The 17,733-nt window shown below is 68.2% G+C and carries 16 protein-coding genes; 7 read left to right on the top strand and 9 right to left on the bottom strand.

Annotated features, from left to right (window positions below; all coding sequences use genetic code 11):
• Positions 1-38: 38 nt before the first annotated feature.
• From AOZ53_RS03335 to AOZ53_RS03325, 3 genes are read right to left on the bottom strand one after another with little or no spacing between them, the layout of a single operon-like run.
• Positions 39-1,925 (bottom strand): dipeptide ABC transporter ATP-binding protein, encoded by a 1,887-nt coding sequence (locus AOZ53_RS03335; protein WP_054429555.1) that lies wholly within the window; start codon positions 1,923-1,925, stop codon positions 39-41.
• Between the two features lie 46 nt (positions 1,926-1,971).
• Positions 1,972-2,952, bottom strand: coding sequence for an isoaspartyl peptidase/L-asparaginase family protein (locus AOZ53_RS03330; RefSeq protein WP_054429556.1), 981 nt, complete (start codon positions 2,950-2,952; stop codon positions 1,972-1,974).
• Entirely contained in the window at positions 2,949-3,824 is an 876-nt protein-coding gene (locus AOZ53_RS03325) for a MurR/RpiR family transcriptional regulator (RefSeq protein ID WP_054429557.1), read from the bottom strand. The genes AOZ53_RS03330 and AOZ53_RS03325 overlap by 4 nt, the downstream gene beginning before the upstream one ends.
• A gap of 186 nt (positions 3,825-4,010) precedes the next feature.
• Here AOZ53_RS03325 and AOZ53_RS03320 point away from each other — a divergent pair, with 186 nt between their 5' ends.
• Positions 4,011-4,469, top strand: coding sequence for a GNAT family N-acetyltransferase (locus tag AOZ53_RS03320; protein WP_054479148.1), 459 nt, complete (start codon positions 4,011-4,013; stop codon positions 4,467-4,469).
• A gap of 143 nt (positions 4,470-4,612) precedes the next feature.
• Here AOZ53_RS03320 and AOZ53_RS03315 read toward each other — a convergent pair whose 3' ends face one another.
• The 3 genes from AOZ53_RS03315 to AOZ53_RS03305 form a co-directional block, all read right to left on the bottom strand.
• Positions 4,613-5,266, bottom strand: coding sequence for a CoA transferase subunit B (locus tag AOZ53_RS03315; protein ID WP_054429559.1), 654 nt, complete (start codon positions 5,264-5,266; stop codon positions 4,613-4,615).
• Between the two features lie 12 nt (positions 5,267-5,278).
• A complete protein-coding gene (locus AOZ53_RS03310; protein WP_006393519.1) occupies positions 5,279-5,977 on the bottom strand; it encodes a CoA transferase subunit A in 699 nt (232 codons plus the stop codon).
• A gap of 299 nt (positions 5,978-6,276) precedes the next feature.
• A complete protein-coding gene (locus AOZ53_RS03305; protein ID WP_035361297.1) occupies positions 6,277-6,726 on the bottom strand; it encodes an acyl-CoA thioesterase in 450 nt (149 codons plus the stop codon).
• Positions 6,727-6,838: 112 nt separating this feature from the next.
• Between AOZ53_RS03305 and AOZ53_RS03300 the strand changes: the two genes are divergently transcribed.
• The 6 genes from AOZ53_RS03300 to AOZ53_RS03275 all read left to right on the top strand — a co-directional run bounded on the left by AOZ53_RS03300 (position 6,839) and on the right by AOZ53_RS03275 (position 13,402).
• Positions 6,839-8,485: an electron transfer flavoprotein-ubiquinone oxidoreductase gene (locus AOZ53_RS03300; RefSeq protein WP_054429560.1), complete on the top strand. Its 1,647-nt coding sequence runs from the start codon at positions 6,839-6,841 to the stop codon at positions 8,483-8,485.
• Positions 8,486-8,499: 14 nt separating this feature from the next.
• Positions 8,500-9,348: an NAD(P)H-binding protein gene (locus AOZ53_RS03295; RefSeq protein ID WP_054429561.1), complete on the top strand. Its 849-nt coding sequence runs from the start codon at positions 8,500-8,502 to the stop codon at positions 9,346-9,348.
• 75 nt (positions 9,349-9,423) lie between these two features.
• Complete coding sequence (locus AOZ53_RS03290) at positions 9,424-10,557, top strand: cytochrome P450 family protein (RefSeq protein WP_054486924.1); 1,134 nt, start codon at positions 9,424-9,426, stop codon at positions 10,555-10,557.
• The gene (locus AOZ53_RS03285; RefSeq protein ID WP_054429563.1) at positions 10,554-10,898 is read left to right on the top strand and encodes an antibiotic biosynthesis monooxygenase family protein; all 345 of its coding nucleotides are present in this window, start codon (positions 10,554-10,556) and stop codon (positions 10,896-10,898) included. Before AOZ53_RS03290 ends, AOZ53_RS03285 begins: the two co-directional genes overlap by 4 nt.
• Positions 10,899-11,026: 128 nt before the next feature.
• Positions 11,027-11,908 (top strand): GntR family transcriptional regulator, encoded by an 882-nt coding sequence (locus tag AOZ53_RS03280; RefSeq protein ID WP_054486833.1) that lies wholly within the window; start codon positions 11,027-11,029, stop codon positions 11,906-11,908.
• A gap of 165 nt (positions 11,909-12,073) precedes the next feature.
• Positions 12,074-13,402, top strand: coding sequence for an omega-aminotransferase AptA (locus AOZ53_RS03275; RefSeq protein ID WP_054429565.1), 1,329 nt, complete (start codon positions 12,074-12,076; stop codon positions 13,400-13,402).
• A gap of 63 nt (positions 13,403-13,465) precedes the next feature.
• On the opposite strand, the gene ltaE is transcribed toward AOZ53_RS03275, so the two are convergent.
• The 3 genes from ltaE to acs form a co-directional block, all read right to left on the bottom strand.
• Positions 13,466-14,476, bottom strand: coding sequence for a low-specificity L-threonine aldolase (gene ltaE / locus AOZ53_RS03270; RefSeq protein WP_054486832.1), 1,011 nt, complete (start codon positions 14,474-14,476; stop codon positions 13,466-13,468).
• Between the two features lie 42 nt (positions 14,477-14,518).
• The gene (locus tag AOZ53_RS03265) at positions 14,519-15,406 is read right to left on the bottom strand and encodes a DMT family transporter (RefSeq protein ID WP_156333218.1); all 888 of its coding nucleotides are present in this window, start codon (positions 15,404-15,406) and stop codon (positions 14,519-14,521) included.
• 136 nt (positions 15,407-15,542) lie between these two features.
• A complete protein-coding gene (gene acs, locus AOZ53_RS03260) occupies positions 15,543-17,522 on the bottom strand; it encodes an acetate--CoA ligase (protein WP_054486830.1) in 1,980 nt (659 codons plus the stop codon).
• Between the last annotated feature and the right edge of the window lie 211 nt (positions 17,523-17,733).

Here is a 17,733-nt window from a genome sequence, read left to right as displayed (position 1 = left end):
GGGGGTTTGGTGGAAGAAAAACAAGTACGACAACTGACTCAATACGCTCCGCCGACCGCATGGCGGGCGACGAAGTGATCGGTTCCTACCTGCACCAGCGGTTGCACCACCGGCTCGTCGCCGAGCTTGCGGATCGGGCTGGGAATTTCATCGGACAGCAAGGTGCGCTTCATGTGGCGGCGCGCCGGATCGGCGATCGGCACGGCGGCCATGAGCTTCTTGGTATAGGGGTGCTGCGGGTTCTCGAAGATGGCCCGGCGCGGACCGATCTCGACAATCTGCCCCAGGTACATGACCGCCACGCGGTGGCTGACGCGCTCGACCACGGCCATGTCGTGCGAAATGAACAGGAACGAAATGCCCATGTCGCGCTGCAGGTCGATCAGCAGGTTGACGATCTGCGCCTGGATCGACACGTCCAGCGCCGACACCGATTCGTCCGCGATCACGACCTTCGGGTTGAGAGCCAGCGCGCGCGCGATACAGATGCGCTGGCGCTGGCCGCCGGAGAATTCATGCGGATAGCGCTGCGCCATTTCGGGCGGCAGGCCGACGCGTTCGAGCAGTTCGGCCACGCGCTGCTCGGCTTCCTTGCCCTTGGCCACGCCGTGCACCAGCAGCGGCTCCATGATCGAGAAACCGACCGTGACGCGCGGATCGAGCGAGGCGAACGGATCCTGGAACACGAACTGGATGTCGCGGCGCAGGGCTTGCAGTTCGGAGGTCTTCAGACGCACGATGTCGCGCCCGCCGAAGCGGATCTCGCCGCCCTGGCTGTCCACCAGGCGCAGCAGCGAGCGGCCGGTGGTGGACTTGCCGCAACCGGATTCGCCCACCAGCGACAGCGTCTCGCCGGGGTACAGGTCGAAGCTGACCTTTTCCACGGCATGCACGCGGCGCTGCACGCGGCTCATGATGCCGCCGCGCAGGTCGAAACGCGTTACCAGGTCGCGCACGCTCAGGATCGGCTCGCGGCGCGCGGCCGGCACTTCCTGGGTGCTGGTGGCGCCGGGTTCGGCCACCGGCTGAGCCTTGCCGTCCACCTGCAGCAGCGGGAAACGCGCCGGCAGGTCGGTGCCCTGCATCGCGCCCAGCTTCGGCACGGCCGACAGCAGCGCCTTGGTATAGGCATGCTGGGGCGTGGCGAACACCGACGCCGACGGGCCTTCCTCGACCTTGTCGCCGCGGTACATGACCAGCACGCGGTCGGCCACTTCGGCGACCACGCCCATGTCGTGGGTGATGAACACCACGCCCATGTGCATTTCTTCCTGCAGCTGGCGGATCAGTTGCAGGATCTGCGCCTGGATCGTGACGTCCAGCGCGGTGGTGGGTTCGTCGGCGATCAGCAGCGCCGGCTTGCAGGCCAGCGCCATGGCGATCATGACGCGCTGGCGCATGCCGCCCGACAGCTGGTGCGGGTAGCGGTCCAGCACCGACTTGGCTTCCGGGATGCGCACCTGCTCCAGCATGCGCAGGGCTTCGGCGCGCGAGGCCGCGGCGTCCATGCCCTGGTGCTCGCGGATCGATTCGGCGATCTGGTCGCCGGCCGTGAACACCGGGTTCAGGGAGGTCATCGGCTCCTGGAAGATCATGGCCATGTCGGCGCCGCGCACATTGCGCATGGCGCGCTGGTTGGCATTGACCAGGTCGATCACGGAACCGTTGCGCCGGCGCAGGGCCATGCTGCCCTGGGCGATGCGGCCGCCGCCATGTTCCACCAGGCGCATCAGCGCCAGCGACGTCACCGACTTGCCCGAACCCGATTCGCCCACGATGGCCAGGGTCTCGCCCCGGTCCACATGGAACGACAAGTTGCGCACGGCTTCGACCGTGCGCTCCGAACCCACGAAGCGCACCGTCAGGTCGTCGACCTGGACCACGCGGTTATCCGGCAGCGCCAGGCTGTTTGCGCGATCAACCATATCTCTAGTAATCCCCAAAACTGACAAAAACGAAGCCCGCCGCCGCTCAGCGGTAGATGGCGGTGACCGGCTTCTCGCCGACGCGGGCGTAACCGCGGTACATGCCTTCCGTGTTGAACGGCAAGGCCACATTGCCCTGGGCGTCGACGGCCACCAGGCCGCCCTTGCCGCCGATGGTGGGCAGTTTTTCCATCACGACGCGGTCCGCCGCCGTTTCCAGCGAGGCGCCGCAATATTCCATCTGGGCCGCCACGTCATAGGCGGCGACCATGCGGATGAACATCTCGCCGGTGCCGGTGGTGGACACGGCGCAGGTCTTGTTGCTGGCGTAGGTGCCGGCGCCGATCAGCGGCGCGTCGCCGACGCGGCCGACCTGCTTGTTGGTGATGCCGCCGGTGGAGGTGGCCGCGGCCAGGTTGCCCTGCGCGTCCACGGCCACGGCGCCCACGGTGCCGAACTTCTTGTCCGAATCCAGCGGATCGGCCGGCGCCGGCTGGCCGCGCGCGACCATGGCCTGGCCGTCGTGGTCCAGCACCGCCGCTTCCGGCGTTTCGCGCTGCACGCGCAGCAGCTGCTCGCGGCGCGCTTCGGTCGAGAAGTACGACGGGTCGACCAGTTCCAGGCCGGCGTCCTTGGCGAAGGCTTCGGCGCCCTCGCCCACGAAGAACACGTGCTTGCTGGTTTCCATGACCTTGCGCGCGGCGAACACCGGGTTGCGCACGCAGTTGACGTTGGCGATGGCGCCCGAACGCAGCGTGGCGCCGTCCATGATGGCGGCGTCCAGCTCATGGGTGCCGGCGCTGGTGAACACGGCGCCATGGCCGGCGTTGAACAGCGGGCAGTCTTCCAGCAGGCGCACGGCCTCGGTGACGGCGTCCAGCGCGCTGCCGCCACGGGCCAGCACGGCCTGGCCGGCGGTCAGGATGGATTCGAGCGCGCTCAGGTATTCCTGCTCTTTCTCGGGCGACATGGCCGCGCGGGACATCGCGCCGGCGCCACCGTGAATCGCGATCACGGGTTGAATCATCGTTTACCTACTCCATGGATGAGCCACGGCATCACGGACTGGGTCACCCCAGCGGCGGCCGCGACGGAATTCTTGGCCCGATAGGCCACCGCCGCCGACAAGGCCTCGATCAGGCCGAGCGCGGCGGTTTCGGAATTGGGGATCAGCTGGCGCGTGGACACGGCGTACAGCACCACCGACGCGGTCGGCGCCAGCGGCGAGGTGGGCTTGTCGGTCAGCACCAGCACCGGTACGCCGGCCTGCTTGGCGGCGCCCGCCAGGGTCACGGTGTCGGCCAGGTAGCGCGGAAAGCCGATCGCGATCACCAGATCCTTGCTGGTCATGCGCGACATCTGGCGCGCCGCGTGCGACACCCCGCCCGGGCCGGCCAGCGATTCGACCGAATGCAGGTGCATGCACAGGCCGCGCTGCAGCATGCCGGCCAGGAAGCCGCTGGCGCCGAAGCCGATGATGAACACGCGGTCGGCGGCCAGGATGGCGTCGACCGCCTGCTCACAGGCGGCGGCATCCAGGGTCTGCAGGTTGCGCTGGGCGTTGCGGATGTCTTCTTCGAGGGTCGCGGCGAAGATCTGCACCGCGCTGGCCGAATGCGCCAGCTCGGTGCGCAGCTTTTCGACCGGCTCCAGCGCCGCCTCGAAGCCGCGCGCCAGCTCGGCGCGGAACTGCGGATAGCCCGGCAGGTCCAGGGCGCGCGCGAAGCGGTTGGCGGTCGCGACCGACACCCCCGCCGCCGTCGCGAATTCGTCGATGGTCATCGTGGCCACGCGGAACTGGTGCGCCAGGACGTATTCGGCCATCTTGTGCTGCGTGCGGCTCAGCGCGGGCTGGGCCCGGGCGATCCGATCAGCGATCGTGAGTGCGGCCTTGTTCATCGAAAAAAGGGGGAGACGTAGCGGAGGTTTGTGTAAATCTGTTTACACATAAATTTTAGATAAGAAAATTCATTTTCATACTAAGGGTATACCCGTGAATTTATGTAACAGTGCTTCAAAAGAAACGGGGCCGGTTTGAGGTACGCTAAATGCCCCTTCCCGTTTCCCGTTTTCCGGAACCTTCGAATGCCCGTCTGGACCTGCAAACCCCACGCCGAACTGACCCTGGCCGAGCTCTACGCCATCCTGCGCCTGCGCTCGGAAGTCTTCGTGGTCGAACAGAACTGCGTCTTCCTGGACATGGACGACAAAGACCTGCTGGGACAGACCGAACACCTGATGGCCTGGGACAACGGCGCGCTGCTGGCCTATTGCCGCCTGCTGGAACCGGCGCTGAACGACGGCCAGGCAGTCATCGGCCGCGTCATCACGGCGCCAGCGGCGCGCGGCACGGGCCTGGGCCACGACCTGATGCGCCGCGCCAAGGACGAAGTGGCGCGGCTGTGGCCGGGCCAGCCGGTCTACCTGGGCGCGCAGGCCCGGCTGCGCGGCTATTACGGCGGCCACGGCTTCGTGCCGGTGACCGAGGAGTACATCGAGGACGGCATCCCGCACGTCGGCATGCTGCTGCGCGAAGCGGCCTGAACGCCACGGCGGCGGGCAGCGCTGCCCCAGGCGCGTTGCCGCCGCCCCAATGAAAACGCCCCTTTGCGGGGCGTTTTGTGTTTTGCCGACGGCATGAAAAACGCCCCGCAAAGGGGCGTTTTTCGTTCCAGCGTCGATCGAGGTTACTTGACCGCCGACACGTCCAGCTTGGCGGCCGTCTTGGACTGGATCTCGTCCACCGTCACGCCCGGCGCCGTTTCCAGCAGCTTCAGGCCGTTGTCGGTGACTTCCATCACGCCCAGATCGGTGATGATCAGGTCGACCACGCCCACGCCGGTCAGCGGCAGGTTGCATTCGGGCAGCAGCTTGACGTCCTCGGTGCCGTCCTTCTTCTTGGCCACGTGTTCCATCAGCACGACCACGCGGCCGACACCGGCCACCAGGTCCATCGCGCCGCCCATGCCCTTGACCATCTTGCCCGGAATCATCCAGTTGGCCAGGTCGCCCTTTTCGGACACCTGCATCGCGCCCAGGATGGCCAGGTTGATCTTGCCGCCGCGGATCATCGCGAACGAGTCGGCCGACGAGAAGATCGACGAGCCGGGCAGCGTCGTGACCGTCTGCTTGCCGGCGTTGATCAGGTCGGCGTCGACCTCGGCGTCGGTCGGGAACGGGCCGATGCCCAACAGGCCGTTTTCGGATTGCAGCCAGACTTCGACGCCCTTGGGCACGTGGTTGGCCACCAGGGTCGGCAGGCCGATACCCAGGTTCACGTAAAAACCGTCTTGCAGCTCGCGCGCGGCGCGCGCCGCCATTTCATCGCGGGACCATGCCATGTCGTGTTCTCCTTAGGCCGGGCGAGTGGTGCGTTGTTCGATGCGCTTTTCCGGATTGGCGTTCAGCACGATCCGGTGCACATAGATGCCGGGCAGGTGGATCTGGTCGGGGTCCAGGCTGCCGGTGTCGACGATCTGCTCGACCTCGACCACCGTGAACTTGCCGGCCATGGCCACGTTCGGGTTGAAGTTGCGCGCCGTCTTGCGGAACACCAGGTTGCCGCTGCGGTCGGCGATGTGCGCCTTGACCAGCGACACGTCCGGCACCAGCGAACGCTCCATCACGTATTGCTGGCCGTCGAATTCGCGGATTTCCTTGCCGTCGGCGACGATGGTGCCCACGCCGGTGCGGGTGAAGAACGCCGGGATGCCGGCGCCGCCGGCGCGCAGCTTCTCGGCCAGCGTGCCCTGCGGCGTGAATTCGAGCTCGAGTTCGCCCGACAGGTACTGGCGTTCGAATTCCTTGTTCTCGCCCACGTACGAGGCGATCATCTTGCGGACCTGGCGCGTGTTCAGCAGCTGGCCCAGGCCGAAGCCGTCGACGCCCGCGTTATTGCTGATGCACGTGAGATCCTTGACGCCCGAATCGCGCAGCGCGGCGATCAGGGCCTCGGGAATGCCGCAAAGGCCGAAACCGCCGACGGCGATCATCTGGCCGTCCTTGACGATGCCTGCCAGCGCCTCCTGGGCGCTTGCAAAAACCTTGTCCATCGCTCCAACTCCTAGTTAAGGTCGAACTGAAGAGGATCCGCCCGCCCTGCCGGACCGCATGCCCCGCGAAGGAGGCCGGCGATCCTGGATGGACCCTGTTTGTACTTGGGGCGCGGCTGCCGGTTTCGCGGCCCGGCGGCATCGCGGCGTGGCCCGATGCCTGCTGGTTCGCGGCGCCGAGGGTGGCGCGCCCTGTCATTCGTATTGTGGTTCTGTCCTGGATTTTAACGGCATGGCCGGCAAATGCGGGCGCCGTTTCAAACGCCGCATTGAAGTCGGACCGCCCGCCGCCGGCGCGCCTAGGCCGCCGGCTGGAACTGCGTGGCCATTTTCGCCAGCACTTCGGGCGGCCACGGGGCGGACGTATTGGCCACGTAATCCATCCACACCAGCACGTTGCGGCCGCGGGCGTAAGGGCCGGCGTCGTCGCCCACCTTCTCGAGCAACAATTCGAACTCGGCGCTCGAACGGCCGATGCGCGTGACCTTGTGCGTGACCCGCACGGTCGCCGGATAGGTCAGCGGTCGCAGGAAATCGCAGGACGCGTGCGCGAGGATGGCGCCGTCGTCGGCCGGCAGTTCGAAGCCCGCGTCGTAGAGGATCTGCATCCGCGCCTCTTCCATGAGGCGGAAATACAGCGTGTTATTGAGATGGTTCAAGGCGTCGGAATCGCCCCAACGCAAAGGCAAATCCACATGATGGGTATCCCCCACCGTCAGAATCCGCGCAGACAGAGTGTCCGGGTTCACCAATTGCTCCTGATAGCTGATGGAAATGCGAAGACGTGCAAGGTCTCCGCCTGCAATACAATCGCCGATAATACTTCCAGCCATATATGGAATACATACGGGGAGCTTTGCAATGTCTGAACGCGAGTCGATGGAATATGACGTGGTCGTGGTTGGCGGGGGTCCCGCCGGCTTGGCCACCGCTATCCGTCTGAAGCAACTGGCCGCTGAGAAGAACCAGGAAATCGGCGTCTGCGTCCTGGAAAAAGGCGCGGAGCTGGGCGCGCACATCCTGTCCGGCGCCGTCATGGACCCGCTGGCCCTGACCGAGCTGATCCCCGACTGGAAGGAAAAGGGCGCGCCGCTGAACGTGCCCGTGACGCAGGACAAGTTCCTGTTCCTGTCCGAAAACGGCGCGCGCGCCACGCCGAACTGGCTGCTGCCGCCCTGTTTCCACAATGAAGGCAACTACATCGTCCGCCTGGGCGACGTCGTCAAGTGGCTGGGCGAACAGGCCGAGGCGCTGGGCGTCGAGATCTTCCCGGGCTTTGCCGCGGTCGAAGTGCTGTACGACGAGAACGGCGCGGTGCGCGGCGTGGCCACCGGCGACATGGGCGTGGCCCGCGACGGCAGCCACACCGACCACTACCAGCCCGGCATGGAACTGCATGCGCGCTATACGGTGTTCGCCGAAGGCGCGCGCGGCCAGCTCGGCCGCCAGCTGATCGAGCGCTACAAGCTCGACGACGGCCGCGATCCGCAGGCCTACGGCATCGGCATCAAGGAAATGTGGGAAGTCGACCCGGCCCAGTCCAAGCCCGGCCTGGTGATCCACACCGCCGGCTGGCCGCTGGATTCGGACACCTACGGCGGTTCGTTCCTCTACCACCTGGACAACAACCTGGTGGCCGTCGGCATGATCGTCGGGCTGGACTACGCCAACCCGTGGCTGTCGCCGTTCGATGAATTCCAGCGCTACAAGACCCACCCCGCGATCCGCGGCACTTTCGAAGGCGGCAAGCGCATCGCCTACGGCGCCCGCGCCATCACCGCCGGCGGCCTGCTGTCTCTGCCCAAGCTGACATTCCCGGGCGGCGTGCTGGTCGGCTGTGAGGCCGGCTTCCTGAACGCCTCGCGCATCAAGGGCAGCCACGCCGCCATCAAGTCCGGCAAGCTGGCCGCCGAGGCCGCGTTCGACGCGCTGGTGGCCGACCGCCGCCAGGACGAACTGGCCGCCTACCCGGAAGCCTTCAAGAATTCGTGGCTGCATGCCGAGCTGAACAAGGCGCGCAACTTCAAGCAGTGGTTCAAGAAGGGCCGCACCGTGGCCACGCTGATGACCGGCATCGAGCAGCTGGTGTTCAAGGGCAAGATGCCCTGGACCCTGCGCCACAGCAAGCCCGACCACGCCTGCCTGCAACCGGCCTCGCAGTGCGCCCGCATCGACTATCCCAAGCCCGATGGCAAGCTGACCTTCGACAAGCTCAGCTCGGTGTTCATCTCCAACACCAACCACGACGAGAACGAACCCATCCACCTGACGCTGAAGGATGCATCGGTGCCGGTGAAGGTCAACCTGGCCAAGTACGGCGGCCCGGAATCGCGCTACTGTCCGGCCGGGGTGTATGAGTTCGTCAAGGACGACCACGGCGAGGACCGCCTGCAGATCAACGCGCAGAACTGCGTGCACTGCAAGACCTGCGACATCAAGGACCCGACCCAGAACATCGTCTGGGTGGCGCCGCAGGGCGGCGAGGGCCCGGTCTACAGCGGCATGTAGCAGGCTCGCGGGCAATGGCTGAACGGGTGCTCTTCATCGGCTGCGGCGATCTCGGCCAGCGCGCCGCGCGCCTTTTCCTGGCGCGCGGCGACGAGGTCCACGCGCTGCGCCGCCATCCGCCCGCCGGCGACGCCAGCGGCATCCGCTGGCTGCAAGGCGACATCACCCGGCCCGACGGCCTGCCCGCCCTGCCGGCCGGCGTCACCCGTGTCGTCCACGTCGCCACCGCCGGCGCGCGCGATCCCGCGGCCTACCGCGGCGTCTTCGTCGACGGCCTGAAACACGCGCTGGACGCGCTCGACACGTCCCGCGTCGAACGCATCGTGTTCGTCTCCTCCAGCGCGGTGTATGGCGAGCATCATGGCGACTGGGTCACCGAAGACACCCCCACCGCGCCGCAAGGCTTCAATGGCCGCATCCTGCTGGAAGCCGAAGCGCTGCTGGCCGCGCAGGCGCTGCCCCACACCACCCTGCGTTTCGCCGGCCTGTATGGCCCCGGCCGCCTGCAACTGATCGAACGGCTGCGCGCCGGCGACGCGCGCGCGCCGAGCCAGCCGCCGCACTGGGCCAACCGCATCCACATCGACGACGCCGCCGCCGCCATCGCGCACGTGGCGTTGCTGCCCGAGGCGCAGCCGGTCTACATCGGCTGCGACGACACCCCGCTGCCGCTGCATGAACTGTATGCGGACCTGGCGCGCCTGATCGGCGCGCCGGCCCCGGCCGAAGGCCCCGCGCCTGCCGGCATCGGCAGCAAGAAGCTCAGCAACGCCCGGCTGCGCGCCAGCGGACTGACGCTGCAATGGCCCGACTCGCGCGCCGGCTACGCCGCGCTGCTGGCGGACGCGGCCTCGCCGGCATAGTTCGACCACCGTCGAATCGTCGACGGCGTGACGCGGCGATACTGGCTGGCCCAGACCCGCCGCCCCCTCACCGCCATGTCCATCCCCTTCCCGCTCGATCCGCTCCAGGCGGTAACGCACGCTAACCCCTATCCCTATTACGCCGCGCTGGCCAGGGAGCGTCCGCTGTATCACGACACGCGGCTGGGCCTGTGGGTCGCCAGCGGGCCGCAGGCGATCCTGGCGCTCATGCGCCACCCCGCCGCCCGCGTGCGCCCCATCGCCGAGCCGGTGCCGCAAGGCATCGCGACGGGTCCGGCCGGCCAGTTGTTCGGCCGCTTCCTGCGGATGAACGACGGGCCGCCGCAAGCCCTGCTCAAACCCTTGCTGAGCGACTTCCTCGCGCAACAGGCGCGACACGCGCGCGATCCCGCGTGGCCGCGGCTGGATGCGGGGCAGGATACGAAGCGCGGCCCCGACGCGGCCGCCATCGACCGCTTCCTGTCCGCCGCGCCGGTGCTGGCGCAGGCCTGTTTCATCGGCCTGCCCGATACCCTCGCGGCGGACTGCGCGCGCGATATCGGCGACCTCCTGGCGGCGTTGCCGCCCGCCGCGCCAGGCGACCGGATCGCGGCCGGGCACGCGGCCGCCGAACGGCTGGCCGCGCGGTTGCGCACTCACCTGGACGATCCCGACGCCGCTCCGGCGCTGCGCGAATTGCGGCGCCAGGGCATCGACGCGGGCCTGGATCCCGCGCTGCTGGCCGCCAACCTGGCGGGGCTGCTGTTCCAGTCCTGTGACGCTGGCGCCGGGCTGCTCGGCAACGCGCTGCTGCGAGCCGGCCGCCATGCCATCGCGACGGACCTGGCTTTCGCGGATGCGCTGGCGCTGGTTGACGCGACGCTGCGCGACGATCCGCCCATCCACAACACCCGCCGCTTCCTGGCCGAGGCCATCGACGTCGACGGCCAACACCTCGAGGCTGGCGCCACGGTGCTGCTAGTGCTGGCCGCCGCGGCCACGGCGCAACCCGACGCGCACTGGACCTTCGGCGCCCTGGGCCACGCCTGCCCCGGTCGGGAGCTGGCGCGGCGGCACGCGGCGGGCGCGCTGGTCCACCTGCTGCGGGCCGGCGTCGACTGCCGCGCCCTGGCGGCGCGCCCGCGCTATCGCCCGCTGCCCAACGCCCGCATTCCCCAATTTGATTTCACCGAGGAGCCCACCCCATGATCGCCGTGATATTCGAAGTCGAGCCCACCGACGGCAACCCCGCGCCCTATCTGCACATCGCCGCGGGGCTGATCGACGAACTCAAGACCATCGACGGCTTCATCTCCGTCGAACGCTTCCAGAGCCTGAGCACGCCGGACAAGCTGCTGTCATTGTCGTTCTGGCGCGACGAGGACGCGGTCCGGCGCTGGCGCACGCTGGATTCGCACCGCCGCGCCCAGGAGGCGGGACGAGGGGGCGTGTTCGCCAACTACCGCCTGCGCGTCGCCCAGGTGCTGCGCGACTACGGCATGCAGGCGCGCGACGAGGCGCCGCAAGACAGCCGCGCGCGCCACGGCTGAGCGGGCGCCGGTCCCGCCCGGACCGGCCTCGCGACGACTGCGGGCAGGCGCGCCGCGTTACAGTTGGGCCGATTACGGCGGCCCGGCTGTCCGTTACCATTGCTCCACCGCCGCTTTCGCGCCCATCCATGCCCACCGCTGCTCACGCCCGCCCCACCCCGCTGCAAGTCGATCTGGCGCGCCTGATCGCGCAGGACATCGTGGCCCGGCGCTACGCCCCCGGCGCCCACCTGTCCGAGGAAGCGCTGGCCGCGGGCTACGAGGTCTCGCGCACGCCGGTGCGAGGCGCCCTGCGGCTGCTGGCGACGCAAGGCCTGATCACGCATCGGCCCAACAGCGGCTACACCGTGGCCGAGAACGCCGCGCTGGCCACGCCCGCCATCGCCGGCGCCGGGCCGACCCAGAACGAACTCTATCGGCGCCTGATCGACGACCGCGCCACGCGCGCGCTGCCCGACCAGTTCACCGAGCGCGAACTGCTGCAACGCTATCCCGCGCCGCGCAGCGTGCTGGCCAAGACCCTGCTGCAACTGTCGGCCGACGGCCTGATCGAGAAGCGCAAGGGCCACGGCTGGCAGTTCGCGCCGTCGCTGGAGAACCGCGAGGCGCTCAACGAGAGCTACCGGTTCCGCATGACGATCGAGTGCGCCGGCCTGCTGGAACCTTCCTTCAAGCTCGACCGCGACGCCCTGGCGCGCATGCGCGCCGCGCATGAAGCGCTGATCCAGCGCGACGACGCCGACATCTCCGCCACCGAGTTCTTCAGCCTGAACGCCTCGTTCCACGAAATGCTGGCGCGCTTCTCCGGCAACCGCTACATCCTGCAGGCGGTGCAGCAGCAGAACCAGTTGCGCCGCCTGGAGGAGCACGCCGCGTTCTACCGCGATGCCCGCTTCGTCAATTCCAGCAACGAGCACCTGCGGATCATCGAGGCCCTCGAAGCCGGCGACCAGGAATGGGCCTCACAGCTCATGCGCCGCCACCTAAAGACCTCGCAGCAGCAATCCTGACCCGCGCCGCTGTCGCGCGGCGCCTTTCCCCGCCTTTTCCTGCCGTTCCCGCGGGCCGGAGTCGCTTTCACGCGCTGATCGACCTGGACCGATCTCGCTCCAAATTGTATTTTTCTTATTATTAATACAAAATAAGCAGACCCCAACTCCTCCGACAGACCCCCCATGACCTCGCCCGCCCCCGCCACACCGATCAACGCCGACGCCTTCTGGATGCCGTTCACCGCCAACCGGCGCTACAAGCGCGACCCGGTGCTGTTCAGCGCGGCCGAGGGCATGCACTACATCCGCCCGGACGGCCGCCGCGTGCTCGATGGCATCGCCGGCCTGTGGTGCGTCAACGCCGGCCATCGCCGGCCCGAAATCGTCGAGGCCATCGCGCGCACCGCCTACGAGCTGGACTACGCGCCGTCGTTCCAGATGAGCCATCCGCTGGCGTTCGAGCTGGCCGAAAAGCTGTGTGAGGAGGCGCCCGCCGGGTTTTCCAATGTATTTTTCTCCAACTCCGGATCCGAGGCCGTCGATACCGCCCTCAAGATCGCATTGGGTTATCACCGCGCGCGCGGCGAGGGCCAGCGCGTGCGCCTGATCGGCCGCGAGCGTTCGTATCACGGCGTGGGGTTCGGCGGCCTGTCGGTCTCGGGCATCGGCGGCCACCGCAAGCCGTTCGGCAACCTGCTGCCCTATGTCGACCACCTGCCGCATACCTATGACCGCGAGCAGATGGCCTACACCCGCGGCCAACCCGACTGGGGCGCGCACCTGGCCGACGTGCTCGAACGCATCGTCGCGCTGCACGACGCCTCCACCATCGCCGCCGTCATCGTCGAACCGGTGGCCGGCTCGACCGGCCTGCTGGTGCCGCCGCGCGGCTACCTGCAGAAGCTGCGGCAGATCTGCGATGCGCACGGCATCCTGCTGATCTTCGACGAAGTGATCTGCGCCTTCGGCCGCATCGACGGCGCCTTCGCCTCGGCGCATTTCGGCGTCACGCCCGATCTCATCACCAGCGCCAAGGGGCTGACCAACGGCGCCATCCCGATGGGCGCGACGCTGGTGCGCCAGCACGTCTACGATGCCTTCATGCAGGGTCCGGACAGCGCCATCGAACTGGCGCACGGCTACACCTACTCGGGCCACCCGGTGGCCTGCGCGGCCGGGCTGGCGATGCTGGACATCTGCCGCCGCGACGGCCTGTTCCAGCGCAGCCGCGACCTGTGGCGCTATTGGGAAGACGCGGCCCACGGCCTGAAGGGCCTGCCGCACGTGGTGGACATCCGCAACATCGGCCTGCTGGCCGCGATCGAACTGGCGCCGCTGGCGGGCAAGCCGGGGCAGCGCGGCTATGCCGTGCACCAGGCCTGCCTGGAACGCGGCTGCCTGATCCGTTCGGCGGGCGACACCATGCTGCTGTCGCCCCCGCTCATCATCGAACCCGCGCAGATCGACGAACTGTTCGCCGTGCTGGCGCAGGTGCTGCGCGCCGGCGACTGACGCGGCGCTGCGGGGTCAGGGCGGCATGGGCGGCCCCTTGCGGACCCGCGGCCCCGCTGCCGGTCAACCCAGGTGGCGCGCCACGGCCTCGACCACCCGGCGCACGTCGGCCGCCGACACGTCCAGGTGCGTCACCAGGCGCGTCGGACCGCCGTAGACCGCGCGCATCAGGATGCCGTCGGCCGCCAGCGCGGCGGTCAGGGCCTCGCACCGCGCCGGCTCGAATTCCGCGAACACCATGTTGGTGTCCTGGCTCAGGACCCGCACGCCGACGATGCCGCGCAGGCCGTCGGCCAGCAGGCGCGCGTTGGCATGATCTTCCGCCAGGCGCTCGACGTTATGTTCCAGCGCGTACAGGCAGGCCGCGGCCAGCACGCCCGACTGGCGCAGGCCGCCGCCCAGCACCTTGCGCCAGCGGCGCGCGCGGGCGATCAGCTCGGCGCTGCCCACCAGCACGGAACCGACCGGCGCGCCCAGGCCCTTGGAAAAGCAGATCGACACCGAATCGAACGGCGCGCACATCTCGGCCAGCGGCTTGCCGCTGGCGACGGCGGCGTTGAACACGCGCGCGCCGTCCAGGTGCGTGGCCAGGCCATGGCCGCGGGCCCAGTCAGTCGCCGCGCGCACGTAATCCGCCGGAATCAGTTTGCCGTGGAAGGTGTTCTCCAGCGCCAGCAAACGGGTGCGGGCGAAGTGCGGGTCGCCTTCGGGCTTGAGCGCCGCCGCCAGCTTGTCCAGCGGCAGCGAGCCATCCTCGGCTTGTTCGATGGGCTGGGGCTGGATGCTGGCCAGCACCGCGGCGCCGCCGCCCTCGTATTTATAGGTGTGGGCCTGCTGGCCCACCAGGTACTCGTCACCGCGTTCGCAATGGGCCATCAAGCCGGCCAGATTGCTCTGCGTGCCAGACGGGAAGAACAGGCCCGCGGCCTTGCCCGCGCGCTCGGCAACCGCCTGCTGCAGCTGGATGACGGTGGGGTCGTCGCCCATCACGTCATCGCCCAGCGGCGCGCTGACCATGGCCTGCAACATGGCCGGGGACGGCCGGGTGACGGTATCACTGCGCAAATCGATCATGAAGCTTCCTTGAAGGAAAACGGAATCCGGTAAACGGGCCGGTCAGCCCGCGCGCGCGGTGGGCGCCGCGCGGCTCACGACAAAAATGCCGGCGAGGATCAGGGCCATGCCGCCCAGCTCGACCGGCGACGGACGTTCGGACAGCACCGCCCAGGCCATCAGCATCGCCACCACCGGCACGCCCAGGCTCGACAGGCCCGCGATGGAGGCCGGCACGCGCCGCACCACCTGCAGCCACAGCAGCCAGCCGGCGGCGGTGGCGATCAGCACGATGTAGGTCATGCCGGTCCACAGCTGCCAGCCCCATTGCGGCGCGATCTGCGGCACCAGCCAGGCCACCGGCGTCATCACCAGCCCGCCGAACAGCATCTGCCAGGCGGTGAACGTCATCACGTCGGGCGCGTGGCGCTCGAACATGCGCTTGGACAGCACCGTGCCCACGCCCCAGCACAGACCGCTGCCCAGCCCCAGCAGCACCGGCCGCATTTCGCCCACGCCATGCCAGGGTTCGATGAACAGCACCAGGCCGATCGCGGCCAGGCCGATGCCGATGCCATGGCGCGCCGTCGGCCGCTCGCCCAGCAGGCCCCAGGCGAACAGCACCACCCAGAACGGCATGGTGTAGGCCATCAATGACACCTTGCCGACGCCGCCCGACACCAGCGCCGTCTGCACGAAGCCCTGGAAACCCGCGGTCTGGGTCAGGCCGATCAGCAGGGTCAGCTTCCAGGGCGGCAGGGCCAGCGGCCGCCGGGTCGCGGCCGCCAGCGCGAACAGCACCAGCGCGCCGGTCACGTAGCGCAGCGCCACGAAATCGAAGGGGCCGATGTAGGGCACGATCAGCTTCATCGCGATCCAGCTGCCCGCCCACACGAGGATGGTGCTGAACATCAGGGCTAGCCCTGCGCGATCGAAACTGCTGCGGCTCACGGCGGCGTCTCCAGTGGAAGTGGGGAAAAAAAACGACGATGCCCATGCCGGCAGACCGGCATGGGCATCTCGCATTATGCTCCCGTCGGGCCGGGAACCGTCCACGCCGTCCGCATGACGGACGGCGCGCGCCGCATTACAACGGCTTGGACAGCTGTTCCAGGATGGCGGGATTTTCCAGCGTCGACACGTCCTGCGTCACTTCCTCGCCCTTGGCGACCACGCGCAACAGACGGCGCATGATCTTGCCGGAACGCGTCTTGGGCAGGTTGTCGCCGAAGCGGATGTCCTTGGGCTTGGCGATCGGACCGATTTCCTTGGCGACCCAGTCGCGCAGCGTCTTGGCGATGGCCTGCGCCTCGGCGCCTTCGGGACGGGCGCTCTTGAGCACCACGAAGGCCACCACGGCCTCGCCGGTAGTGTCGTCGGGACGGCCGACCACGGCGGCCTCGGCCACCAGCTCGTGCGCGACCAGCGCCGATTCCACTTCCATCGTGCCCAGGCGGTGGCCCGACACGTTCAGCACGTCGTCGATGCGACCCATGATCCAGAAGTAGCCATCGGCATCGCGCTGCGCGCCGTCGCCGGCCAGGTAGTAACCGCGCAGCTCGGGCGGGAAGTAGCTCTTCTTGAAGCGTTCCGGATCGCCCCAGATGTTGCGGATCATCGCCGGCCACGGACGCTTGATCACCAGGAAACCGCCGTTGCCCTGGTCGACGTCGCCGCCGGTCTCATCGACGATGGCGGCGGCGATGCCCGGCAGCGGCAGCGTGCACGAGCCCGGCTTGGTCGGCGTGGCGCCCGGCAGCGGCGTGATCATGTGGCCGCCGGTCTCGGTCTGCCACCAGGTGTCGACGATCGGGCAGCGCTCGCGGCCGATGTTCTTGTGATACCAGATCCAGGCCTCGGGGTTGATGGGCTCGCCCACCGTGCCGATGATGCGCAGGCTGTCCAGGTCGTACTTGGACGGATGGGTCTCGGGCGCCGCTTCGGCGGCCTTGATCAGCGAGCGGATCGCGGTCGGCGCGGTGTAGAAGGTGGTGACCTTGTGGCGCGCGATCATGTCCCAGAAGCGGCCGGCGTTGGGGAACGTCGGCACGCCCTCGAACACCACCTGCGTCAGGCCCGCGGCCAGCGGGCCGTAGGTGATGTAGGTGTGGCCGGTGACCCAGCCCACGTCGGCCGTGCACCAGTAGACGTCGTCCTTGCGCGCATCGAAGGTCCACTTGACGGTCAGCAGCGCCCACAGCAGGTAGCCGGCGGACGAATGCTGCACGCCCTTGGGCTTGCCGGTGGAACCGGAGGTGTACAGGATGAACAGCGGATGCTCGGCATTGACCGGCACCGGTTCGCAGGTGTCGGCCTGGCCGGACTCGACGTCGTGCATCCAGAGGTCGCGGCTTTCGTTCCAGGCGATCTTGCCGCCGGTGCGGCGATAGACGATGACGCGCTTGACGGCTTCGCAGCCGCCCATGGCGATGGCTTCTTCCACCGCCGGCTTGAGCGGGATGGTCTTGCCGCCGCGCACCTGCTCGTCGGCGGTGATGACCAGCGAGGCGCCGACGTCGACGATGCGCTCCTGCAGGCTCTTGGCCGAGAAGCCGCCGAACACCACCGAGTGCGTCACGCCCAGGCGCGCGCAGGCCTGCATGGCCACCACGGCTTCGATCGACATGGGCATGTAGATGATGGCGCGGTCGCCCTTCTTGTAGCCCAGCTTGGCGATGCCGTTGGCGAAGCGGCACACGCGCGCCAGCAGTTCGCGGTAGGTGACCTTGTTGACCTTGCCGTCGTCGGTCTCGAAGATGATGGCGGTCTTGTCGGCGTTGCCGTTGGTCAGGTGCACGTCCAGGCAGTTGGCCGAGACGTTCAGCTCGCCATCGCCGAACCAGCGGTAGAACGGCGCGTTGGATTCATCCAGCACCTCGGTGAACGGCTTGGTCCACTGCAGGTTGTCGCGGGCCTGGCCGGCCCAGAAGCCGTCGAAATCCTTTTCGACCTGCGCGCACAGCGCTTTGTACGCGTCCATGCTGGGAATCGCGGCGCCCTGCGCCGCGCGCTCGGGCGGCGGGAAGACCCGGGTTTCCACCAGTACGGACTCAATAGCATTCGACATGATCTTGTCTCCAATCTGTGATTCTGTTGTTGATGCCGCTTTATCTGACTGCCACTCGCAACCGTATCGCCACGCTCTTACGGGCACCTTACGCAAAATACGGGCCACAGGCCCGTATCACCGCAACAGCGCGCACCGGCCACGGCGGGCAACGGCACCGACAACCTGACAGCGCAATACGCAAACGGCCCGACGCCGCGCTCCGCCTGGC

The organism is Achromobacter sp. 2789STDY5608621 (genome assembly GCF_001299375.1).
GTDB lineage: Bacteria > Pseudomonadota > Gammaproteobacteria > Burkholderiales > Burkholderiaceae_B > Achromobacter > Achromobacter insuavis.
The sequence above is the reverse complement of the archived record's forward strand: the minus strand, read 5'-3'. Positions and strand labels throughout refer to the sequence as shown.

Bases quoted from the DNA above. Each gene is read 5' to 3' on its own strand.
- AOZ53_RS03275 (WP_054429565.1), top strand. From the start codon at position 12,074: ATGACCTCGCCCGCCCCCGCCACACCGATCAACGCCGACGCCTTCTGG.
- ltaE (WP_054486832.1), bottom strand. From the start codon at position 14,476: ATGATCGATTTGCGCAGTGATACCGTCACCCGGCCGTCCCCGGCCATG.
- AOZ53_RS03290 (WP_054486924.1), top strand. From the start codon at position 9,424: ATGTCCATCCCCTTCCCGCTCGATCCGCTCCAGGCGGTAACGCACGCT.
- AOZ53_RS03300 (WP_054429560.1), top strand. From the start codon at position 6,839: ATGTCTGAACGCGAGTCGATGGAATATGACGTGGTCGTGGTTGGCGGG.
- AOZ53_RS03315 (WP_054429559.1), bottom strand. From the start codon at position 5,266: ATGGCATGGTCCCGCGATGAAATGGCGGCGCGCGCCGCGCGCGAGCTG.
- AOZ53_RS03330 (WP_054429556.1), bottom strand. From the start codon at position 2,952: ATGATTCAACCCGTGATCGCGATTCACGGTGGCGCCGGCGCGATGTCC.
- AOZ53_RS03310 (WP_006393519.1), bottom strand. From the start codon at position 5,977: ATGGACAAGGTTTTTGCAAGCGCCCAGGAGGCGCTGGCAGGCATCGTC.
- AOZ53_RS03325 (WP_054429557.1), bottom strand. From the start codon at position 3,824: ATGAACAAGGCCGCACTCACGATCGCTGATCGGATCGCCCGGGCCCAG.
- AOZ53_RS03335 (WP_054429555.1), bottom strand. From the start codon at position 1,925: ATGGTTGATCGCGCAAACAGCCTGGCGCTGCCGGATAACCGCGTGGTC.
- AOZ53_RS03280 (WP_054486833.1), top strand. From the start codon at position 11,027: ATGCCCACCGCTGCTCACGCCCGCCCCACCCCGCTGCAAGTCGATCTG.
- AOZ53_RS03295 (WP_054429561.1), top strand. From the start codon at position 8,500: ATGGCTGAACGGGTGCTCTTCATCGGCTGCGGCGATCTCGGCCAGCGC.
- AOZ53_RS03320 (WP_054479148.1), top strand. From the start codon at position 4,011: ATGCCCGTCTGGACCTGCAAACCCCACGCCGAACTGACCCTGGCCGAG.
- acs (WP_054486830.1), bottom strand. From the start codon at position 17,522: ATGTCGAATGCTATTGAGTCCGTACTGGTGGAAACCCGGGTCTTCCCG.
- AOZ53_RS03285 (WP_054429563.1), top strand. From the start codon at position 10,554: ATGATCGCCGTGATATTCGAAGTCGAGCCCACCGACGGCAACCCCGCG.